At 70.9% G+C, this 16,269-nt stretch carries 13 protein-coding genes; 12 read left to right on the forward strand and 1 reads right to left on the reverse strand.

Annotation, left to right across the window (positions count from 1 at the left end):
* The first annotated feature begins 2 nt into the window (after positions 1–2).
* The 12 genes from OHA58_RS30535 to OHA58_RS30590 all read left to right on the forward strand — a co-directional run bounded on the left by OHA58_RS30535 (position 3) and on the right by OHA58_RS30590 (position 15,327).
* Positions 3–1,289, forward strand: a complete 1,287-nt coding sequence (locus OHA58_RS30535; RefSeq protein ID WP_405482752.1) for a dihydroorotase — start codon at positions 3–5, stop codon at positions 1,287–1,289.
* Positions 1,286–1,969: a hypothetical protein gene (locus OHA58_RS30540; protein ID WP_405482753.1), complete on the forward strand. Its 684-nt coding sequence runs from the start codon at positions 1,286–1,288 to the stop codon at positions 1,967–1,969. Before OHA58_RS30535 ends, OHA58_RS30540 begins: the two co-directional genes overlap by 4 nt.
* The gene (gene carA / locus OHA58_RS30545) at positions 1,966–3,117 is read left to right on the forward strand and encodes a glutamine-hydrolyzing carbamoyl-phosphate synthase small subunit (protein WP_405482754.1); all 1,152 of its coding nucleotides are present in this window, start codon (positions 1,966–1,968) and stop codon (positions 3,115–3,117) included. Before OHA58_RS30540 ends, carA begins: the two co-directional genes overlap by 4 nt.
* The gene (gene carB / locus OHA58_RS30550) at positions 3,110–6,418 is read left to right on the forward strand and encodes a carbamoyl-phosphate synthase large subunit (protein ID WP_405482755.1); all 3,309 of its coding nucleotides are present in this window, start codon (positions 3,110–3,112) and stop codon (positions 6,416–6,418) included. Before carA ends, carB begins: the two co-directional genes overlap by 8 nt.
* A 57-nt stretch (positions 6,419–6,475) precedes the next feature.
* Positions 6,476–7,585 carry a quinone-dependent dihydroorotate dehydrogenase gene (locus OHA58_RS30555; protein WP_405482756.1) on the forward strand — a complete coding sequence of 370 codons (1,110 nt, stop codon included), beginning with the start codon at positions 6,476–6,478 and terminating at the stop codon, positions 7,583–7,585.
* Positions 7,582–8,427: an orotidine-5'-phosphate decarboxylase gene (gene pyrF / locus OHA58_RS30560; protein WP_266668356.1), complete on the forward strand. Its 846-nt coding sequence runs from the start codon at positions 7,582–7,584 to the stop codon at positions 8,425–8,427. Before OHA58_RS30555 ends, pyrF begins: the two co-directional genes overlap by 4 nt.
* A gap of 481 nt (positions 8,428–8,908) precedes the next feature.
* Complete coding sequence (locus tag OHA58_RS30565) at positions 8,909–9,232, forward strand: integration host factor (RefSeq protein ID WP_026246651.1); 324 nt, start codon at positions 8,909–8,911, stop codon at positions 9,230–9,232.
* A 58-nt stretch (positions 9,233–9,290) separates the two neighbouring features.
* Positions 9,291–9,848, forward strand: coding sequence for a guanylate kinase (gene gmk, locus OHA58_RS30570; protein WP_405482758.1), 558 nt, complete (start codon positions 9,291–9,293; stop codon positions 9,846–9,848).
* A 91-nt stretch (positions 9,849–9,939) separates the two neighbouring features.
* A complete protein-coding gene (gene rpoZ / locus OHA58_RS30575) occupies positions 9,940–10,212 on the forward strand; it encodes a DNA-directed RNA polymerase subunit omega (protein ID WP_005319902.1) in 273 nt (90 codons plus the stop codon).
* Positions 10,213–10,343: 131 nt separating this feature from the next.
* A complete protein-coding gene (coaBC, locus tag OHA58_RS30580) occupies positions 10,344–11,594 on the forward strand; it encodes a bifunctional phosphopantothenoylcysteine decarboxylase/phosphopantothenate--cysteine ligase CoaBC (protein WP_405482759.1) in 1,251 nt (416 codons plus the stop codon).
* Between the two features lie 249 nt (positions 11,595–11,843).
* Complete coding sequence (gene metK / locus OHA58_RS30585) at positions 11,844–13,052, forward strand: methionine adenosyltransferase (protein WP_405482761.1); 1,209 nt, start codon at positions 11,844–11,846, stop codon at positions 13,050–13,052.
* Positions 13,053–13,176: 124 nt separating this feature from the next.
* Positions 13,177–15,327 carry a primosomal protein N' gene (locus OHA58_RS30590; protein WP_405482762.1) on the forward strand — a complete coding sequence of 717 codons (2,151 nt, stop codon included), beginning with the start codon at positions 13,177–13,179 and terminating at the stop codon, positions 15,325–15,327.
* A gap of 145 nt (positions 15,328–15,472) precedes the next feature.
* Here OHA58_RS30590 and OHA58_RS30595 read toward each other — a convergent pair whose 3' ends face one another.
* Positions 15,473–16,012 (reverse strand): hypothetical protein, encoded by a 540-nt coding sequence (locus OHA58_RS30595; RefSeq protein ID WP_405482763.1) that lies wholly within the window; start codon positions 16,010–16,012, stop codon positions 15,473–15,475.
* Between the last annotated feature and the right edge of the window lie 257 nt (positions 16,013–16,269).

A 16,269-nucleotide genomic window follows, 5' to 3' on the forward strand; every position in this document is an offset into this window, starting at 1 on the left:
CCATGAGCAAGATCCTTATCCGTGGTGCGAAGGTGCTCGGCGGCGAGCAGCAGGACGTCCTGATCGACGGCTCCGTCATCGAGGCGGTCGGCACCGGCCTGTCCGCCGAGGGCGCCGAGGTCGTCGAGGCCGGCGGCAAGGTCCTCCTGCCGGGCCTCGTCGACCTGCACACCCACCTGCGCGAGCCGGGCCGCGAGGACTCCGAGACCGTCCTCACCGGCACCCGGGCCGCCGCCTCCGGTGGCTACACCGCCGTGTTCGCGATGGCCAACACCTTCCCCGTCGCCGACACCGCCGGCGTCGTCGAGCAGGTCTACCGGCTCGGCCAGGAGTCCGGCTACTGCGACGTGCAGCCCATCGGCGCCGTCACCGTCGGCCTGGAGGGCAAGAAGCTCGCCGAGCTCGGCGCCATGCACGAGTCCGCCGCCGGCGTCACCGTCTTCTCCGACGACGGCAAGTGCGTGGACGACGCGGTGATCATGCGCCGCGCCCTGGAGTACGTGAAGGCCTTCGGGGGCGTCGTCGCCCAGCACGCGCAGGAGCCCCGCCTGACCGAGGGCGCCCAGATGAACGAGGGCATCGTCTCGGCCGAGCTCGGGCTCGGCGGCTGGCCCGCCGTCGCCGAGGAGTCGATCATCGCCCGCGATGTGCTGCTCGCCGAGCACGTCGGCTCCCGCGTGCACATCTGCCACCTGTCCACGGCCGGCAGCGTCGAGATCGTGCGCTGGGCCAAGTCCCGCGGCATCGACGTGACCGCCGAGGTCACCCCGCACCACCTGCTCCTCACCGACGAGATGGTGCGCACGTACAACCCCGTCTACAAGGTCAACCCGCCGCTGCGCACCGAGCGCGACGTCATGGCCCTGCGCGAGGCGCTCGCCGACGGCACGATCGACATCGTCGCCACCGACCACGCCCCGCACCCGCACGAGGACAAGGACTGCGAGTGGGCCGCGGCCGCCATGGGCATGGTCGGGCTCGAGACCGCCCTGTCGGTCGTGCAGCAGACGATGGTCGAGACCGGGCTGCTCGACTGGGCCGGCGTCGCCGACCGCATGTCCGTCAAGCCCGCGCAGATCGGCCGGGCGGGCGGCCACGGCCGGCCCGTCTCGGCAGGTGAGCCCGCGAACCTCGTCCTGGTCGACGCCGATTACCGTGGAGCCGTGGACCCCGCCGGCTTCGCCTCGCGCAGCCGCAACACGCCCTACGAGGGGCGTGAGCTGCCCGGGCGCGTCACGCACACGTGGCTGCGGGGAAAGGCCACGCTCGTCGACGGGAAGCTCGCGTGACACGACTGACGCAACCACTGGCAGTGCTCGCCGCGGAACAGAAGTCGGCGGACGTGACGGACTGGCCCGACCGGATCGGCTGGATCGTGGGACTGCTGCTCTTCATCACGCTCGTCTACTGGCTGATGCGCCAGGGCTGGAAGTGGCGCGGCACCCTCCAGGGCGACCTGCCGCCGCTCCCCGCCCGCCCGTCTCCCACCACCACCCTCAACGGAGGCGGCGAGCCGCCGCTGCCCGGATCGCCGTCCGCGCCGGGTCCGGCCAGACTTGAGCTGAGCGGCCGGTATCACGGCTCCACGACCGCGGGGCAGTGGCTCGACCGCATCGTGGCGCACGGCCTCGGCACCCGCAGCCGCGTCGAGCTCACGCTCACGGACGCGGGTCTGGACGTCGTACGCCCCGGAGCCACGGACTTCTTCATCCCCGTCGCGCAGCTGCGCGAGGCCCGGCTCGACAAGGGCATCGCCGGCAAGGTCCTCACGGAGGGCGGTCTCCTGATCGTCACCTGGGGGCACGGGGACAAGCTGATCGACTCAGGCTTCCGCTCCGACCACGCAGCGGAGCAGGCCGAGTGGGTCGAGACCCTCAACAACATGATCGACACGAACAGCACAAGCAGTACAAGCAACACAAGCAGCATGAACAGCACGACCATCACGACGGAAGGCACCGCACGATGACGACCTCCACCCGGGGAGCCGCCAACGCTCCCGCCGTACTCGTCCTGGAGGACGGCCGCATCTTCCGCGGCCGCGCCTACGGGGCCGTGGGGGAGACCTTCGGCGAGGCGGTGTTCAACACCGGCATGACCGGTTACCAGGAGACGCTGACCGACCCGTCGTACCACCGCCAGGTCGTCGTGATGACCGCCCCGCACGTCGGCAACACCGGCGTGAACGACGAGGACCCCGAGTCGAAGCAGATCTGGGTCGCGGGTTACGTCGTGCGGGACCCCGCGCGCGTGCCCTCCAACTGGCGCTCGCAGCGCTCCCTCGACGAGGAGCTGCGCAAGCAGGGCGTCGTCGGCATCAGCGGCATCGACACCCGCGCCCTCACCCGCCACCTGCGCGAGCGCGGCGCCATGCGCGTCGGCATCTTCTCCGGCAACGCGCTGCCCGACGCAGGCACGATGCTCGCCGAGGTGCGCCAGGCGCCCGAGATGAAGGGCGCGAACCTCGCCGCCGAGGTCGCCACCAAGGAGACGTACGTCGTCCCCGCGATCGGTGAGAAGCGCTTCACCGTCGCCGCCGTCGACCTCGGCATCAAGGGCATGACCCCGCACCGGATGGCCGAGCGCGGCATCGAGGTGCACGTGCTGCCCGCGACGGCCACGGCCGAGGACATCTACGCCGTCCGGCCCGACGGCGTGTTCTTCTCCAACGGCCCGGGCGACCCGGCCACCGCCGACGGCCCCGTCGCGGTCATGCGTGAGGTCCTCTCCCGGAAGACCCCCCTGTTCGGCATCTGCTTCGGCAACCAGATCCTCGGCCGCGCCCTCGGCTTCGGCACCTACAAGCTGAAGTACGGCCACCGCGGCATCAACCAGCCGGTGCAGGACCGCACGACCGGCAAGGTCGAGGTCACCGCGCACAACCACGGATTCGCCGTCGACGCCCCGCTCGACAAGGTCTCCGACACCCCCTTCGGCCGCGCCGAGGTCTCCCACGTCTGCCTGAACGACCAGGTCGTCGAGGGTCTGCACCTCCTCGACCAGCCGGCGTTCAGCGTCCAGTACCACCCCGAGGCAGCGGCGGGCCCGCACGACGCGGCCTACCTGTTCGACCGCTTCGTAGAGCTCATGGCAGAAAAGGGAGCCCAGCGTGCCTAAGCGCACCGATATCCAGTCCGTCCTGGTCATCGGTTCCGGACCGATCGTCATCGGCCAGGCCGCCGAGTTCGACTACTCGGGCACCCAGGCCTGCCGCATCCTGCGCGCCGAGGGCCTGCGGGTCATCCTCGTGAACTCCAACCCGGCGACGATCATGACCGACCCGGAGATCGCCGACGCCACGTACGTCGAGCCGATCACCCCCGAGTTCGTCGAGAAGATCATCGCCAAGGAGCGCCCCGACGCGCTCCTGCCCACCCTCGGTGGCCAGACCGCGCTCAACACCGCGATCTCCATGCACGAGAACGGCGTCCTCGAGAAGTACGGCGTCGAGCTCATCGGCGCCAACGTCGAGGCCATCAACAAGGGCGAGGACCGCGACCTCTTCAAGGGCGTCGTCGAGGCCGTCAACGCCAAGATCGGACACGGCGAGTCCGCCCGCTCGGTCATCTGCCACACCATGGACGACGTCATCAAGGGCGTCGACACGCTCGGCGGCTACCCCGTCGTCGTCCGCCCCTCCTTCACGATGGGCGGCGCGGGCTCCGGCTTCGCGCACGACGAGGAGGAGCTGCGCCGCATCGCCGGCCAGGGCCTGACCCTGTCTCCCACCACCGAGGTGCTCCTGGAGGAGTCCATCCTCGGCTGGAAGGAGTACGAGCTCGAGCTGATGCGCGACAAGAACGACAACGTCGTGGTCGTCTGCTCCATCGAGAACTTCGACCCGATGGGCGTCCACACGGGTGACTCGATCACCGTCGCCCCGGCGATGACGCTCACCGACCGCGAGTACCAGCGCCTGCGCGACATCGGCATCGCGATCATCCGCGAGGTCGGCGTCGACACCGGCGGCTGCAACATCCAGTTCGCGATCGACCCGGCCGACGGCCGGATCATCGTCATCGAGATGAACCCGCGCGTCTCCCGCTCCTCGGCGCTCGCGTCGAAGGCCACCGGCTTCCCGATCGCCAAGATCGCCGCCAAGCTGGCCGTCGGCTACACGCTCGACGAGATCCCGAACGACATCACCGAGAAGACGCCGGCCTCCTTCGAGCCGACGCTCGACTACGTGGTCGTGAAGGCCCCGCGGTTCGCCTTCGAGAAGTTCCCGTCAGCCGACTCCACCCTCACCACCACTATGAAGTCGGTGGGCGAGGCCATGGCGATCGGCCGCAACTTCACCGAGGCCCTCCAGAAGGCGCTGCGCTCCCTAGAGAAGAAGGGAAGCCAGTTCACCTTCGTGGGTGAGCCCGGCGACAAGGCCGAGCTCCTGGCCGAGGCCGTACGTCCGACCGACGGCCGTATCAACACCGTCATGCAGGCCATCCGCGCCGGCGCCACCCAGGAAGAGGTCTTCGAGTACACGAAGATCGACCCCTGGTTCGTCGACCAGCTCTTCCTCATCAAGGAGATCGCGGACGAGCTGGCCGCCGCCGAGCGCCTCGACGTGGACCTCCTCGCGGAGGCCAAGCGCCACGGCTTCTCCGACGCGCAGATCGCCGAGATCCGTAACCTGCGCGAGGATGTCGTCCGCGAGGTCCGGCACGCGCTCGGCATCCGCCCGGTCTACAAGACGGTCGACACCTGCGCCGCCGAGTTCGCCGCCAAGACCCCGTACTTCTACTCCTCGTACGACGAGGAGACCGAGGTCGCGCCGCGCACCAAGCCCGCGGTGATCATCCTGGGCTCCGGTCCGAACCGCATCGGCCAGGGCATCGAGTTCGACTACTCCTGCGTCCACGCCTCCTTCGCGCTGAGCGACGCCGGCTACGAGACCGTGATGGTCAACTGCAACCCGGAGACCGTGTCCACGGACTACGACACCTCCGACCGCCTGTACTTCGAGCCGCTGACGCTCGAGGACGTCCTGGAGATCGTCCACGCGGAGTCCCTCGCGGGCCCGATCGCGGGCGTCGTCGTCCAGCTCGGCGGCCAGACCCCGCTCGGCCTGTCGCAGGCGCTCAAGGACAACGGCGTACCGGTCGTGGGCACCCCGCCCGAGGCCATCCACGCCGCCGAGGACCGCGGCGCCTTCGGCCGCGTCCTCGCGGAGGCCGGACTGCCCGCGCCCAAGCACGGCACGGCGACCACCTTCTCCGAGGCCAAGGCCATCGCCGACGAGATCGGCTACCCGGTCCTCGTCCGCCCGTCGTACGTCCTCGGCGGCCGCGGCATGGAGATCGTGTACGACGAGACCCGCCTCTCCTCGTACATCGAGGAGTCCACGGAGATCTCCCCGTCCCGCCCCGTCCTCGTCGACCGCTTCCTCGACGACGCGATCGAGATCGACGTGGACGCGCTCTACGACGGCACCGAGCTCTACCTCGGCGGCGTCATGGAGCACATCGAGGAGGCCGGTATCCACTCCGGCGACTCGGCGTGCGCCCTGCCCCCGATCACGCTGGGCGGCTTCGACATCAAGCGCCTGCGCGCCTCGACCGAGGCCATCGCCAAGGGCGTCGGCGTCCGCGGCCTGATCAACATCCAGTTCGCCATGGCCGGCGACATCCTGTACGTCCTCGAGGCGAACCCGCGTGCCTCGCGCACCGTCCCCTTCACCTCGAAGGCGACCGCGGTGCCGCTCGCCAAGGCCGCCGCGCGCATCTCGCTCGGCGCGACCGTGGCCGAGCTGCGCGCGGAGGGCCTGCTCCCGAAGACCGGCGACGGCGGCACCCTGCCGCTGGACGCGCCGATCTCCGTCAAGGAGGCCGTGATGCCGTGGAGCCGCTTCCGCGACATCCAGGGCCGCGGCGTCGACACCGTCCTCGGCCCGGAGATGCGCTCCACCGGTGAAGTCATGGGCATCGACTCGGTCTTCGGCACGGCGTACGCCAAGTCGCAGGCCGGCGCGTACGGCCCGCTGCCGACGAAGGGCCGCGCGTTCATCTCGGTCGCCAACCGGGACAAGCGCACGATGATCTTCCCGGCGCGCGAGCTCGTCGCGCACGGCTTCGAGCTGCTCGCCACGTCCGGCACCGCCGAGGTGCTGCGCCGCAACGGCATCAACGCCACGGTCGTGCGCAAGCTCAGCGAGGGCGAGGGCCCGAACGGCGAGAAGACGATCGTCCAGCTCATCCACGACGGCCAGGTCGACCTCATCGTCAACACCCCGTACGGCACGGGCGGCCGCCTCGACGGCTACGAGATCCGTACGGCGGCGGTGGCGCGCAGCGTCCCGTGCCTGACCACGGTGCAGGCCCTCGCGGCCGCCGTACAGGGCATCGACGCCCTCAACCACGGTGACGTGGGCGTCCGTTCACTCCAGGAACACGCGGAACACCTGACCGCGGCCCGCGACTAGCAGCCCACTGAGGGGGACATCGGAAACGGTGTCCCCCTCCGTGTGAGGACACCCACGATGTACAAACTCTTCTTCAACCTCGTCTTCAAGCGCATGGACCCGGAGAAGGCCCACTACCTGGCCTTCCGCTGGATCCGCCTCGCGGCCCGCGTCCCCGTGCTCCGCACGTTCGTCGCGGCCGTCCTCGCGCCCCGCCACAAGGAGCTGCGCACAGAGGCCCTCGGCCTGCGCATGCACGGCCCCTTCGGGCTCGCCGCCGGCTTCGACAAGAACGCCGTCGCGATCGACGGCATGACGATGCTCGGCTTCGACCACATCGAGATCGGCACCGTCACGGGCGAGCCGCAGCCCGGCAACCCCAAGAAGCGCCTGTTCCGCCTCGTGCCGGACCGCGCGCTGATCAACCGCATGGGGTTCAACAACGAGGGCTCCGCGGCCGTGGCGGAGCGCCTGGCGGCCCGCAGGCCCGCCTTCAAGGCCACGGTCGGCGTGAACATCGGCAAGACCAAGGTCGTGCCCGAGGAGGAGGCGGCCGGCGACTACGTGAAGTCGACCGAGCGGCTCGCCGCCCACGCCGACTACCTCGTCGTGAACGTCTCCTCGCCGAACACCCCCGGCCTGCGCAACCTCCAGGCCACCGAGGCGCTGCGCCCGCTCCTGACCGCCGTGCGCGAGGCCGCCGACCGCACCGTCACCTCGCGCCGCGTCCCCCTCCTGGTGAAGATCGCCCCCGACCTGGCCGACGAGGACGTCGACGCCGTCGCCGACCTGGCGGTGGAGCTCGGTCTCGACGGGATCATCGCCACGAACACCACCATCGCGCGCGACAGTCTCGGCCTGGCCTCCGACCCATCCCTCGTGAAGGAGACCGGCGGCCTGTCCGGCGCGCCCCTCAAGGCACGCTCCCTGGAGGTCCTCAGGCGCCTCTACGCGCGCGTGGGCGACCGGATCACCCTGGTGGGCGTCGGCGGCATCGAGAACGCCGAGGACGCCTGGCAGCGCATCCTCGCCGGCGCCACCCTCGTCCAGGGCTACAGCGCCTTCATCTACGAGGGCCCCTTCTACGCCCGAGCCATCCACAAGGGCCTCGCCGCCCGCCTGAATACCTCGCCGTACGCCACCCTCGCCGACGCCGTCGGCGCCGACGTGAAGAAGGCCCACACATGACGGTTCTCGAACCCTTCGGCGCCCGCCTGCGCCGCGCGATGGACGAGCGTGGCCCCCTGTGCGTGGGCATCGACCCGCACGCGGCGCTCCTGTCGGCCTGGGGCCTGAACGACGACATCGACGGCCTGGAGCGTTTCACGCGGATCTCGGTCGAGGCGCTCGCCGACACCGTCGCCGTCGTCAAGCCGCAGTCGGCGTTCTTCGAGCGCTTCGGCTCGCGCGGCGTCGCCGTCCTGGAGCGCGCCGTCGCGGACCTGCGCGCCGCCGGCACGCTCGTCGTCATGGACGCCAAGCGCGGCGACATCGGCTCCACCATGGCCGCGTACGCGGAGACCTTCCTGCACAAGGACTCCCCGCTCTTCTCGGACGCCCTGACCGTCTCGCCGTACCTCGGCTACGGGTCCTTGAAGCCGGCCGTCGACCTGGCCCGCGAGTCCGGCGCCGGGCTCTTCGTCCTCGCCCTCACCTCGAACCCGGAGGGCGGCGAGGTCCAGCACGCTGTGCGCGCCGACGGGCGCAACGTGGGCGCGACGATGCTCGCCCACCTCGCCGAGGAGAACGCCGGCGAGACGCCCATGGGCTCGTTCGGCGCCGTCGTCGGGGCGACGCTCGGAGATCTGTCCTCGTACGACCTGGACATCAACGGCCCGCTCCTCGCCCCGGGTATCGGCGCCCAGGGCGCGACCCCGGCGGATCTGCCCGGCGTCTTCGGCGCGGCCGCGCGCAACGTCGTCCCGAACGTCAGCCGCGCCGTCCTGAAGGCGGGCCCCTCGGTCGCCGCCCTGCGCGAGGCGTCGGTCCGCTTCGCCGACGAGGTCCGTGCGGCGGTCGTCGCCGCCTGACCCGTTTCGAACGCCCGAAGGCCCCCGCACGCGCGTGCGGGGGCCTTCGGCATGCCCGTGAGGCATCCGGAATGCGGGCACCAGGTCACGGATTCGCAGCTGTTCTTGGTGCTGAGAGGCGCTGAGAGGCGCTGCCGAGGTGCGAAAACGGTCTTCGCGGGGGCCATCGAGAGCCTCCTTGACCATTCCGTGATGTTTCAGCGGGGCCTCGAGGAGGGGCTCGCATCCGGATCCGGGCAGAAATCCGGGGTCATATGTCTGTAATGTCTGGCTCGACGGAGGCTGACCAGGACTTTTCGTCTGTTCTCGCTGACTCAGGCGGTCCTGGCCGCTAGTCTCCGTCGAGTGGGGGCACCTCCCACGCTCTCAAGGCAGTGGGGGAGAAACGGGCGAGCGCTTTGCTCGTTGCTCCCCAGGTGAGGGGCGACTAGGTTCCTCACCGGTCCGTATCCGACAGTTCGACATCCGAGGTGACGTAGGCGTGGCTCTTCCGCCCCTTACCCCTGAACAGCGCGCAGCCGCGCTCGAAAAGGCCGCCGCGGCTCGCCGGGAGCGGGCCGAGGTCAAGAATCGACTCAAGCACTCCGGCGCCTCCTTGCACGAGGTCATCAAGCAGGGTCAGGAGAACGACGTCATCGGCAAGATGAAGGTCTCCGCCCTCCTTGAGTCCCTCCCGGGCGTGGGCAAGGTCCGCGCCAAGCAGATCATGGAGCGGCTCGGAATTTCCGAGAGCCGCCGCGTGCGCGGACTCGGTTCCAACCAGATCGCGTCCCTGGAGCGCGAGTTCGGCAGCACCGGCGCCTAGTCCTCCGTGCCCGGACCGACTGGTCCGGGCACGCGGGGATAGCTGGAATAATCGCTGCATGAGTGAACGTCCGCGGCTGACCGTGCTCTCCGGCCCCTCCGGGGTCGGCAAGAGCACGGTCGTCGCTCATATGCGCAAGGAACACCCCGAGGTCTGGTTGTCGGTTTCGGCCACCACCCGCAAGCCCCGCCCCGGCGAGAAGCACGGTGTCCACTACTTCTTCGTCACCGACGAGGAAATGGACAAGCTGATCGCCAACGGCGAGCTGCTGGAGTGGGCCGAGTTCGCGGGCAACCGGTACGGGACCCCGCGCCGAGCCGTCCTGGACCGTCTCGAGTCGGGCGAACCCGTCCTCCTCGAGATCGATCTTCAGGGCGCCAGGCTCGTCCGCGAGTCGATGTCGGAGGCCCAGCTGGTCTTCCTCGCCCCGCCGAGCTGGGAGGAGCTGGTCCGCCGGCTCACCGGCCGGGGGACCGAGGCCCCCGAGGTGATCGAGCGCAGACTCGCGGCCGCCAAGATCGAGCTCGCCGCCGAGGCGGAGTTCGATACGACCCTGGTCAACACCTCCGTCGAGGACGTGGCCCGCGAGCTGCTAGCCTTGATGAGAGTTGTTTGATCTTCGATCTATTTGTGATCTCGAATTCCGCCGGAGCAATCCCGCGTTTTCCTGATCACATGTGATCTTCAATCCCATCGGAAGGCAGAGAGTGTCCTCTTCCATTACCGCGCCCGAGGGCATCATCAACCCGCCGATTGATGAGCTGCTCGAGGCGACCGACTCGAAGTACAGCCTCGTGATCTACGCCGCCAAGCGCGCGCGCCAGATCAACGCGTACTACTCGCAGCTCGGTGAGGGCCTGCTCGAGTACGTCGGCCCGCTGGTGGACACCCACGTCCACGAGAAGCCGCTCTCGATCGCGCTCCGCGAGATCAACGCGGGGCTGCTGACGTCCGAGGCCATCGAGGGTCCGGCTCAGTAATCAATCAGTTTTCTTCACCACAGGCCCGGCAGCGCGACTGTCGGGCCTGTGGTGTGTCATGGAGTCGTACGCCTCCGAGGGGAGTCGTACGTTCCCGAGTGCGGGAATCCGAGTGCGGGGAGGCACGGACGGTGGACAAGCCCAAGGTCGTTCTGGGGGTCAGTGGCGGAATCGCCGCCTACAAGGCGTGCGAGCTCCTGCGCCGGCTGACCGAGTCGGGACATGACGTACGCGTCGTGCCGACGGAGTCCGCCCTGCACTTCGTGGGCGAGGCGACCTGGTCGGCGCTGTCCGGCAACCCCGTCTCGACCGAGGTGTGGGAGTCCGTCCACGAGGTCCCGCACGTCCGCATCGGGCAGCACGCCGACCTCGTGATCGTCGCGCCCGCCACCGCCGACATGCTCGCCAAGGCCGCGCACGGCCTGGCCGACGACCTCCTCACGAACACGCTCCTGACCGCCCGCTGTCCGGTCGTCTTCGCCCCCGCCATGCACACGGAGATGTGGGAGCACCCGGCGACGCGGGAGAACGTGGCCACGCTCCGCCGCCGCGGCGCACTCGTCATCGAGCCCGCCGTCGGCCGCCTCACCGGCGTCGACACGGGCAAGGGCCGCTTCCCCGACCCGGTGGAGATCTTCGAATTCGTACGCCGGGTCCTCGCGCGCGGCGATCGGGCGACCGTCCAGGACCTCACCGGACGCCACGTCGTCATCAGCGCCGGCGGCACCCGCGAGCCCCTCGACCCGGTCCGCTTCCTCGGCAACCGCTCCTCGGGCAAGCAGGGGTACGCCCTCGCGTGCACGGCGGTCGCCCGCGGCGCCCGCGTCACCCTCCTCGCGGCAAACGCGACGCTGCCCGACCCGGCCGGTGTCGATGTCGTCCATGTCGGGACGGCCGTACAGCTGCGCGAGGCCGTCCTCGAGGCGGCGCCGGAGGCGGACGCGGTGGTCATGGCGGCCGCGGTGGCCGACTTCCGCCCCGAGACGTACGCCACAGGAAAGATCAAGAAGAAGGACGGGCAGGAGCCGGAGCCCATCGTCCTGGTCCGTAATCCGGACATCCTCGCCGAGCTCTCGGCGGACCGGCCGCGCCCCGGGCAGATCGTCGTCGGATTCGCCGCCGAGACGGACGACGTCCTTGCCAACGGCCGCAAGAAACTGGCCCGCAAGGGCTGTGACCTGCTCGTCGTCAACGAGGTGGGGGAGCGCAAGACCTTCGGCTCCGAGGAGAACGAGGCCGTCCTGCTCGGCGCGGACGGCAGCGAGACCCCGGTCCCGTACGGCCCGAAGGAAGCGCTCTCCGACACGATCTGGGACGAGGTCGTCCGGCTGCTGCCCATCGGCGACGCACGGGCCCAGGAGCGGATCTACGACGGCGAGTGAATGCCACTTTCGCTCCAGCGGAGGCCCCGAACCGTATGAATCCCTTACAATTCGGGCAGCTTCACCTCTTCCTAAGAGCGATCGTCGTACCGCAGAATGCAGTGCCGCTGGTCACAGCGCTCCCAAGTGGCGAGACGCGTGGTCCGACGGCCGAGAGTGACCGATAAACTGGTCACGGACGTCGCCGGGCGCAGCTCCCGGCCGTCCGCAAATGATCAGCCAGCAGCCGCTGCAACCACAGGGAGCGTTGTGTCCCGTCGCCTGTTCACCTCGGAGTCCGTGACCGAGGGTCACCCCGACAAGATCGCTGACCAGATCAGCGACACCATTCTCGACGCGCTTCTGCGGGAGGACCCGACCTCCCGGGTCGCCGTGGAGACGCTCATCACCACGGGCCTCGTGCACGTCGCCGGTGAGGTCACGACCAAGGCGTACGCGCCGATCGCGCAGCTCGTGCGCGAGAAGATCCTCGAGATCGGTTACGACTCCTCGAAGAAGGGCTTCGACGGCGCCTCCTGCGGCGTGTCGGTGTCCATCGGCTCGCAGTCCCCGGACATCGCCCAGGGCGTCGACACGGCGTACGAGTCGCGTGTCGAGGGTGACGAGGATGAGCTCGACAAGCAGGGCGCGGGCGACCAGGGCCTGATGTTCGGCTACGCGTGCGACGAGACGCCCGAGCTGATGCCGCTCCCGATCCACCTCGCGCACCGCCTCTCGCGGCGCCTGTCCGAGGTCCGCAAGAACGGGACGATCCCGTACCTGCGCCCCGACGGCAAGACCCAGGTCACCATCGAGTACGACGGCGACAAGGCCGTCCGCCTCGACACGGTCGTGGTCTCCTCCCAGCACGCGTCGGACATCGACCTCGAGTCGCTGCTCGCCCCCGACATCCGCGAGTTCGTCGTGGAGCACGTCCTGGGCCAGCTCATCGAGGACGGCATCAAGCTGGACACCGAGGGCTACCGCCTTCTGGTGAACCCGACCGGCCGCTTCGAGATCGGCGGCCCGATGGGCGACGCCGGCCTGACCGGTCGCAAGATCATCATCGACACGTACGGCGGAATGGCCCGCCACGGCGGCGGCGCCTTCTCCGGCAAGGACCCGTCCAAGGTCGACCGCTCGGCCGCGTACGCGATGCGCTGGGTCGCCAAGAACGTCGTCGCGGCGGGCCTCGCCACCCGCTGCGAGGTCCAGGTCGCGTACGCGATCGGCAAGGCCGAGCCCGTGGGCCTGTTCGTCGAGACGTTCGGCACGGCCGCGGTGGACACGGAGAAGATCGAGCACGCGATCGGCGAGGTCTTCGACCTCCGCCCCGCCGCGATCATCCGCGACCTCGACCTGCTCCGCCCGATCTACTCGCAGACCGCTGCGTACGGCCACTTCGGCCGCGAGCTCCCCGACTTCACGTGGGAGCGCACGGACCGCGTGGACGCGCTGCGCAAGGCCGCGGGCCTCTAAGCGGGACCGCACGGCGGACGACGCCTGTACGTGAACGGCCCCGGACCGGTTCGGTCCGGGGCCGTCGCGCGTCTTCGCCCCATCGCGGCGGCCGCTGTCAGTGCGGTCTGGTAGGAATTTGGCTGTGAGCAGCGAGAACGGGCAGGGCGACGGCGGCGGTGAGGGTGCGCCGCCCGAGCAGCTTGCGCTGATTCGGGAGACCGTGCGGCAGGCCAAGGTGCCACGGGCGAAGCCGCGTACGTGGCGGGGGGCCGCCCTCGCCAAGGAGCTGCCCGTGGCGCGGGTGCTCGTGGACAAGGGCGTGCTGCATCTCGACCGGTACTTCGACTATGCGGTGCCCGAGGAGCTCGACGCCGACGCGCAGCCGGGGGTGCGGGTGCGCGTGCGGTTCGGCGCCGGGAAGCACTCCGTGCGGGACGGGCGCCGCGAGGGGGGCGGTCTGATCGACGGGTTCGTCGTCGCGCGGGTCGCCGCGTCCGAGTATCAGGGGCCGCTCGCCGCCCTCGCACAGGTCGTATCGCCCGAGCCCGTGCTCGGGGAGGAGCTGCTCGGTCTCGCCCGCGCCGTCGCCGACCGGTACGCGGGAAGCCTTGCCGACGTGCTCCAGCTGGCCGTCCCGCCGCGGAACGCGCGCGCGGAGAAGAAGCCGTCGCCCGAGCCGCTCCCGCCTCCGCCGACGCCGGACGCGGGCAGCTGGCGGCGGTACGAGCGCGGGGCCGGATTCCTGGAGGCTCTCGCGTCGGGCGGCGCGCCACGGGCCGTGTGGACCGCGTTGCCCGGACCCGAGTGGGCCGACGAAGTGGCGCGCGCCGTCGCCGCGACCCTCTCCTCCGGGCGCGGGGCCCTGGTCGTCGTGCCCGACGGGCGGGCGGTCGCGCGGGTCGACGCCGCGCTGGGCGCCGTACTCGGCGAGGGACGGCATGCCGTGCTGACCGCCGACGCGGGTCCCGAGAAGCGGTACCGCGAGTGGCTCGGCGTGCGGCGTGGGTCGGTACGGGCGGTCGTGGGCACCCGGGCCGCGATGTTCGCCCCCGTGCGGGATCTGGGGCTCGTGGTCATCTGGGACGACGGCGACTCCAGCCACGCCGAGCCGCATGCTCCGCAGCCGCATGCGCGCGATGTGCTGCTGTTGCGGGCCGCGCACGACAAGTGTGCTTTTCTGCTGGGGAGTTGGAGCTGCACGGTCGAGGCCGCGCAGCTCGTCGAGAGCGGTTGGGCCGCGCCCCTCATCGCGGGGCGTGAGCAGGTGCGGGGCGCCGCACCCCTCGTACGGACGGTGGGGGACGGGGATCTCGCGCGCGACGAGGCGGCGCGGGCCGCGCGGCTGCCCTCGCTCGCGTGGCAGGTGGTGCGGGAAGGGCTGAAGAGCGGGCCGGTTCTGGTGCAGGTGCCGCGGCGCGGCTACGTACCGCGGCTCGCGTGCGAGCGGTGCCGCGAGCCCGCGCGCTGCCGCCACTGCGCCGGGCCGCTGGAGGCGAGTGAGGGGACGTCCAGCCTGACGTGCGGCTGGTGCGGCCAGGAGGAGAGTGTCTGGCACTGCCAGGAGTGCGGGGGGTTCCGGCTGCGGGCGCAGGTCGTGGGGGCGCGCAGGACGGCGGAGGAGCTGGGGCGTGCGTTTCCGGCGGTGCCGGTGCGCACGTCCGGGCGGGAGCAGGTCCTCGACACGGTGCCGGGGGCGCCGGCTCTGGTGGTGAGTACGCCGGGCGCGGAGCCGGTGGCCGAAGGCGGGTACGCGGCCGCGCTGTTGCTCGACGGCTGGGCGATGCTGGGCCGCCCCGATCTGCGGGCGGGGGAGGACGCGCTGCGGCGCTGGATCGCGGCGGCCTCGCTGGTCAGACCGCAGGGGGCGGGCGGCACGGTAGTGATCGTGGCCGAGCCGACACTGCGTCCCGTGCAGGCGTTGGTGCGGTGGGATCCGGTGGGGCACGCCGTGCGGGAGCTCTCCGAGCGGGCCGAGCTCGGCTTCCCGCCGGTGTCGAGGATGGCGGCGGTCTCGGGAGCGCCCGAGGCGCTCGCCGGGTTCCTGGCGGCGGTGGAACTGCCGGGTGACGCCGAGGTGTTGGGCCCTGTCCCGGTGCCGGACGCGGCGCCGGGACCGTCGCGCCGCCCTGGGGCCCCGCCGCCTGGGGAGCACTGGGAGCGCGTCCTGGTCAGGGTCCCGCCCGGCAGCGGCGCGGCACTCGCGTCGGCGCTGAAGCACGCGCAGGCGGCCCGGATGGCCCGCGGCGGCACGGAGCCGGTACGCGTGCGGGTGGATCCGCCGGACATCGGCTGACGTGGTGTGCGTGGTGCGGGCCGGCGCGCCCGGAGGGCCGGTGGCAATCGGCCTGGCCCGGGTGCTGCCCGGAAAGAACGCCATGCGCACCCCCAACACACCTCCGCCTCCCCGCACTTGACACGCGGGGAGGCGGTGAGTGAGGTCAGCCGTTGCGCGGGCCGGGGAAGGCCGTCGGGCGGGACTCCTCGCGGAGCGCCTGGCTGCCCGCTGTCGGCTGCGTGGGCATGGAGCGGGCGGCGGGGACGGACGGGATCGTCGCCGTGCCGATGGGGACGGGGGGCCGTGTCCCCACCGTCTCTGTGGCGCGCTCGGCGTCGGCCGCCGCCTGCGCCGCGGCCCTGCGGGCCCCGTACCGGCGGTGTACGGCCTGCTTCGTCACCCCGAGCGCGGAGCCCACGGCGTCCCACGAGAAGCCCAGCGAGCGGTCGAAGTCGACGGCGGCGGTCACCAGGGTCTCGACGCTGTCGCGCAGCTCCTGGGCAAGGCGGACGGTCGGGGCGGGAGCGCGCCCGTAGACGACGAAGCCCGCGGAGGGGCCGGAGCGGCGCGGGCGATAGACGTTGCCGAGCTGGGCGGTGAGGGTGCGCAGTGCGTCCACCTGCCGGCGGACCCGCTCGATGTCCCGTACCAGGAGGTGCAGGCTGGCCCGTGCCTGGGCGTCGTGGGTTGCGTGGTCGGCCATGAACAAGCCTCTCGAGACCGGCGTTGAAACGGATCGGGCCGCATCTGGGGCCCTTGGTTGGTCAACTCTTCCTTGACCAACGCGCCAGTTGGTGAGGGGTCACGCTGGAGGGGCGTATGCGCATATGCGCAGGGCGCGCGTCGATGCGTACGCCCCCAGGGACGGGCGGCCCCGAATAACGGAGGGAACGGGCCCGTGGAACGGCCATAGACTGGTGTGCTGCCCGTCAAGTCCCTGCCCCGAGAGGCCGAAAGACA

Origin of the sequence: Streptomyces sp. NBC_00009 (genome assembly GCF_045040855.1) — a bacterium.
Lineage (GTDB): Bacteria > Actinomycetota > Actinomycetes > Streptomycetales > Streptomycetaceae > Streptomyces > Streptomyces aureus.